We start from the raw sequence: 3,792 nt of genomic DNA, 5'->3' as shown, positions 1-3,792 counted from the left end.
GGCATCATCATCACCTCGAACCATATAGATGAAAAGAATCAGTCGAGCAAACCTCTATGCTCAAATGAACGGCTCCGATCATGTCATCCCGTTGGGCCCGTATGGGATCTCATTCTAGAGAAAGTGCGGAGCGACGAATCTCCAAACGTCTGTATCCAATTTTCGCATATCCGCCGATTCTACAGAGATTATAACAAAAATGGAGTCTGTCCCTATTTTTGTCGCGTCCCTATTTTTGTCGAATGTGGCATCTCTTCCGCCGGCGATCTTACGGCGCATCACTTCCTGGCGAAGCCAGCATTGCGTCCACAGATGCTCCTCAGTGCAGTGCATCTACCTATAGGCGCTCCTAACAGTTAATTGAATGTAAATAATCGAGTTTGTCCCGAAAGGTCCTTGTTCCCTTCAAATTGAAAAACATAGACAATCTGCTAAACTGTAAATAGAACTATTTCTTGATCCGATACGTAAAACATAACATGTTGGGTAAGGTAGGTGTATTGTAATGAGAATAGACATTCTAGACAAATTAGCCAAGAAAGGTGATGTGTTTACCATAAACGATGTTGCTAATGAGTTCAATATTCAGAGAAATGTCCTTTGGGTAATGCTTTCTAGGCTAGAAAAAGGAGGCTGGATAAGAAGAATAGAGAGAGGAAAGTATTTGATAATACCTTTGGGAAGAGAAAAGGACAGATATACCGTAAATGAATTCCTTATTGGTTCATTGCTCGTTGATCCATATGCGATAGCGTATTGGTCGGCTTTGAACCATTATGGATTAAGTGAACAAATACCAAGTACCGTATTCATTGAAACAACTTCAAGAAAGGACATACGGGAAAAGAGAATCATTGGTATTAGGTACAAGATAGTAAGAATAAAAGAACACAAGTTTTTCGGTATAGGAAAGACCTGGATCGATTACGATCAAATAAACATAACAGATAAAGAAAAAACAATAGTGGACTGTCTGGACAAACCGCAATACTGTGGTGGCATTGTAGAAGTGGCAAAAGCCATAAAAAGTGGAGAATATGATAAATATCGACTTTTTGAATACACAAAGAAAATCAATAATACTGGAGTCATAAGAAGATTGGGTTATTTGTGTGATTATCTAGATGTAGATATAAACCTACCCGCTATCAATACAAGGAACTATCTATATCTTGATCCAACAATGACACATAAAGGTCCAAAGAACTCAAAATGGATGCTCATAGTGAATCTGGATGAAAAAATATTGGGAGATTTAGAATGATTAGACCACAAGAAATCGAAGAAAAATCTGGTCAATTGGAAGTACCAATCTCGGCCATAGAAAGAGATTATGTGCAAAATTGGATATTGAAGGATTTAAGAGCAATAGACATGGTTCTGAAGGGTGGTACAGGCATTAGAAAAGTCTACTTTGAGAATTATAGATTTTCGGATGATCTCGATTTCACTTTGCTTGATGAAATTGAGATTGATGAACTCAATGAACAAATCACCAATGCTGCAGAAAGAACACAAGAGGAAAGTGGAATAAGCATCATTAATAGCGGCATTAAATCGAACGATAATGGATACGAAGCAACCTTATGTTCGGTTACTCCGCATGTGTGACTTTTCGTTATGTTGACTCTGATTCAGCATCTGCTCTTTCGTTGATTGTAAGTAACGGACAAAAATAGGTGTCCACAACTTCCGCTGTCATCTGCAAAGGAGTCCGACTTTATTCTTGATAGTATTGACAGTCATGCACATAAACGATGCAATTGTATGCGCAAATGATATTTGTTCTCTTGTGAGAGGTGATACATGTCTTATGCTGAACAGATTCTAGACATCGCACGTAAAAACAACGGTATAGTCACATCGAGGCAAGTCACAACAGCGGGGATAAATCGTCATTATTTGAGAGTCTTGGTAGACAAAGGTTTTCTCGAAAGATCGGAACGAGGCGTTTACATTATTCCTACATTCCTTGACGACGAGATGTTCAATCTTCAAAACCGGTATAGGAGGGGGATATTTTCTCATGGAACGGCTCTATTCTTGCTTGATTTGACAGATCGAACTCCGATCAAGTATTCAATGACATTTCCGATCGGCTATAATACCTCAAATCTAAAAACAGAAAATGTTGAATACTACCGTGTTATAGACGGGTTGTACGAACTTGGTATAACCACGAAAAGAACTCCTAATGGCAACGAGGTAAGGGTCTACAACGCAGAGAGAACACTGTGCGATATTCTAAAAGGGCGTAGTCATACAGATATCCAGATCATAAGCGAAGCGTTCAAGAGATATACACAACTGCCCAGTAGAGATATTCCCATGATTTCAAAGTATGCAAAGCTCATGAGGGTAGAAAAGAAGCTTAGCGCCTATTTGGAGGTATTGCTTTGAAGAACTCGATGCAGCTGAAAGCGATCATTAAGAACGTGGCAAAAAGCAAGAATATATCTGCTCTAATTGTCCTTCAGAACTATATGCTGGAGCGTTTGCTGGAAAGAATTTCATCATCACGCTACCAGTCGAACTTCATCTTGAAAGGTGGATTTCTTATCGCATCAATAGTAGGCCTTGATACAAGGGCGACCATGGATATGGACGGGACCATTAAAGGGCTAAAGGTGAATGCTGAAAGTATATCAAACATGCTGAACGAGGTCTGTGCGATAGAAATGTGAATAATGAAGTCCCTATTTATAGAAAGGCCTTACTTAGTGTGGTTTGGTTGAAGATTCAGGAATTCATGCGGAAATTGATATAATTGTTCTTGTATAGCCTAAGCAGCGCAGGAAGAAGGGAGGGTTCTCCGTGAGAGTCGTTCTTGAGAATATCGGGCCGATAAAAAAAGCAGACATTTCGGCCGGTGATCTGACCGTTCTCGTCGGGCCACAAGCAACGGGTAAAAGCATCTTTCTTCAGTTGTTCAAGTTCTGCGTTGATCACGCCAATATAGTAAAGGAATTGAAGAAGCTTGGCTTTGATTGGAAGAATGAGCTCGAGAGTTTCTTGCCAGTCTATTTTGGCGAAGGGATGCAGGCGATATGGAATTCTCAGAGCTGCATTGAACTTAACGGAAGAAAGTTTCAGATCGAAACTCACGTGAAGAGATCAGGCGGAAATGACAAAGGGCCAAAGGTGTTTTATATACCCGCTCAACGAGTTCTGATTATCTCTGCCGGGTGGCCACTTCCTTTCACCTCTTTCGATCCTACGTACCCTTTCGTTGTTAAGGATTTCAGCGAGAAGATCAGGCACATTATGGGTTCGCGTCTTGGGAGTGGCGGTACCCCAATTTTTCCGAGAGACGGATACTTCAAGAAAGAGATAAGGGACGCGCTGCAGAAATCCATAATGAGAGAAGGCAAATTGAAACTAGATATAGGCCTCAGGAAAAGAATCATGCTGGAGGTTGCAGGAGTATCAATGCCTATCATGACCTGGTCTGCAGGCCAAAGGGAATTTGCTCCCTTACTACTTGGGTTGTTCTGGCTGTTGCCTTCGGCAAAAGTCTCGAAAAAGCAAGGCGTGAACTGGGTCATAGTTGAAGAGCCAGAAGCAGGCCTTCATCCGCTAGCAATTAGGGATGTCTTTCTTACTATAGTCGAGCTGTTGAGCAGGAATTATAGAGTCTTGCTCTCAACTCACTCATCAGGAATAATCGAACTGGTGTGGGCCATAAATGAGATTGTATCTCATCCTGAAGCAACTGCGGACAAAAAGAGGAAGCTTCTCCTCGACCTTTTCGAACTAAAAGCAACGACAAATACGAACAAACTAATAAAGGAT

General features: G+C 41.0%; 4 protein-coding genes and 1 pseudogene. All 5 read left to right on the top strand.

Translation table 11 applies throughout. The features are described from left to right. Positions 1 to 505: 505 nt before the first annotated feature. Positions 506 to 1,264 (top strand): type IV toxin-antitoxin system AbiEi family antitoxin domain-containing protein, encoded by a 759-nt coding sequence (locus B3157_RS04090; protein ID WP_292589048.1) that lies wholly within the window; start codon positions 506 to 508, stop codon positions 1,262 to 1,264. Next, a complete protein-coding gene (locus B3157_RS04085; protein ID WP_292589046.1) occupies positions 1,261 to 1,611 on the top strand; it encodes a nucleotidyl transferase AbiEii/AbiGii toxin family protein in 351 nt (116 codons plus the stop codon). The genes B3157_RS04090 and B3157_RS04085 overlap by 4 nt, the downstream gene beginning before the upstream one ends. Before the next feature lie 195 nt (positions 1,612 to 1,806). Then, positions 1,807 to 2,400 carry a type IV toxin-antitoxin system AbiEi family antitoxin domain-containing protein gene (locus B3157_RS04080; protein WP_213918537.1) on the top strand — a complete coding sequence of 198 codons (594 nt, stop codon included), beginning with the start codon at positions 1,807 to 1,809 and terminating at the stop codon, positions 2,398 to 2,400. Positions 2,401 to 2,408: 8 nt separating this feature from the next. Further along, positions 2,409 to 2,681: pseudogene (locus tag B3157_RS04075) on the top strand (nucleotidyl transferase AbiEii/AbiGii toxin family protein); the annotation flags it as partial. A gap of 133 nt (positions 2,682 to 2,814) precedes the next feature. Then, positions 2,815 to 3,792: AAA family ATPase (locus B3157_RS04070; protein WP_292589041.1), on the top strand; the 978-nt coding region annotated here is incomplete at its 3' end.

Origin of the sequence: Mesotoga sp. UBA5557, from assembly GCF_002425715.1 — a bacterium.
GTDB lineage: Bacteria > Thermotogota > Thermotogae > Petrotogales > Kosmotogaceae > Mesotoga.
This window is presented reverse-complemented; position numbering and strand designations above follow the sequence as displayed.

Bases quoted from the DNA above. Each gene is read 5' to 3' on its own strand.
- B3157_RS04090 (WP_292589048.1), top strand. From the start codon at position 506: ATGAGAATAGACATTCTAGACAAATTAGCCAAGAAAGGTGATGTGTTT.
- B3157_RS04085 (WP_292589046.1), top strand. From the start codon at position 1,261: ATGATTAGACCACAAGAAATCGAAGAAAAATCTGGTCAATTGGAAGTA.
- B3157_RS04080 (WP_213918537.1), top strand. From the start codon at position 1,807: ATGTCTTATGCTGAACAGATTCTAGACATCGCACGTAAAAACAACGGT.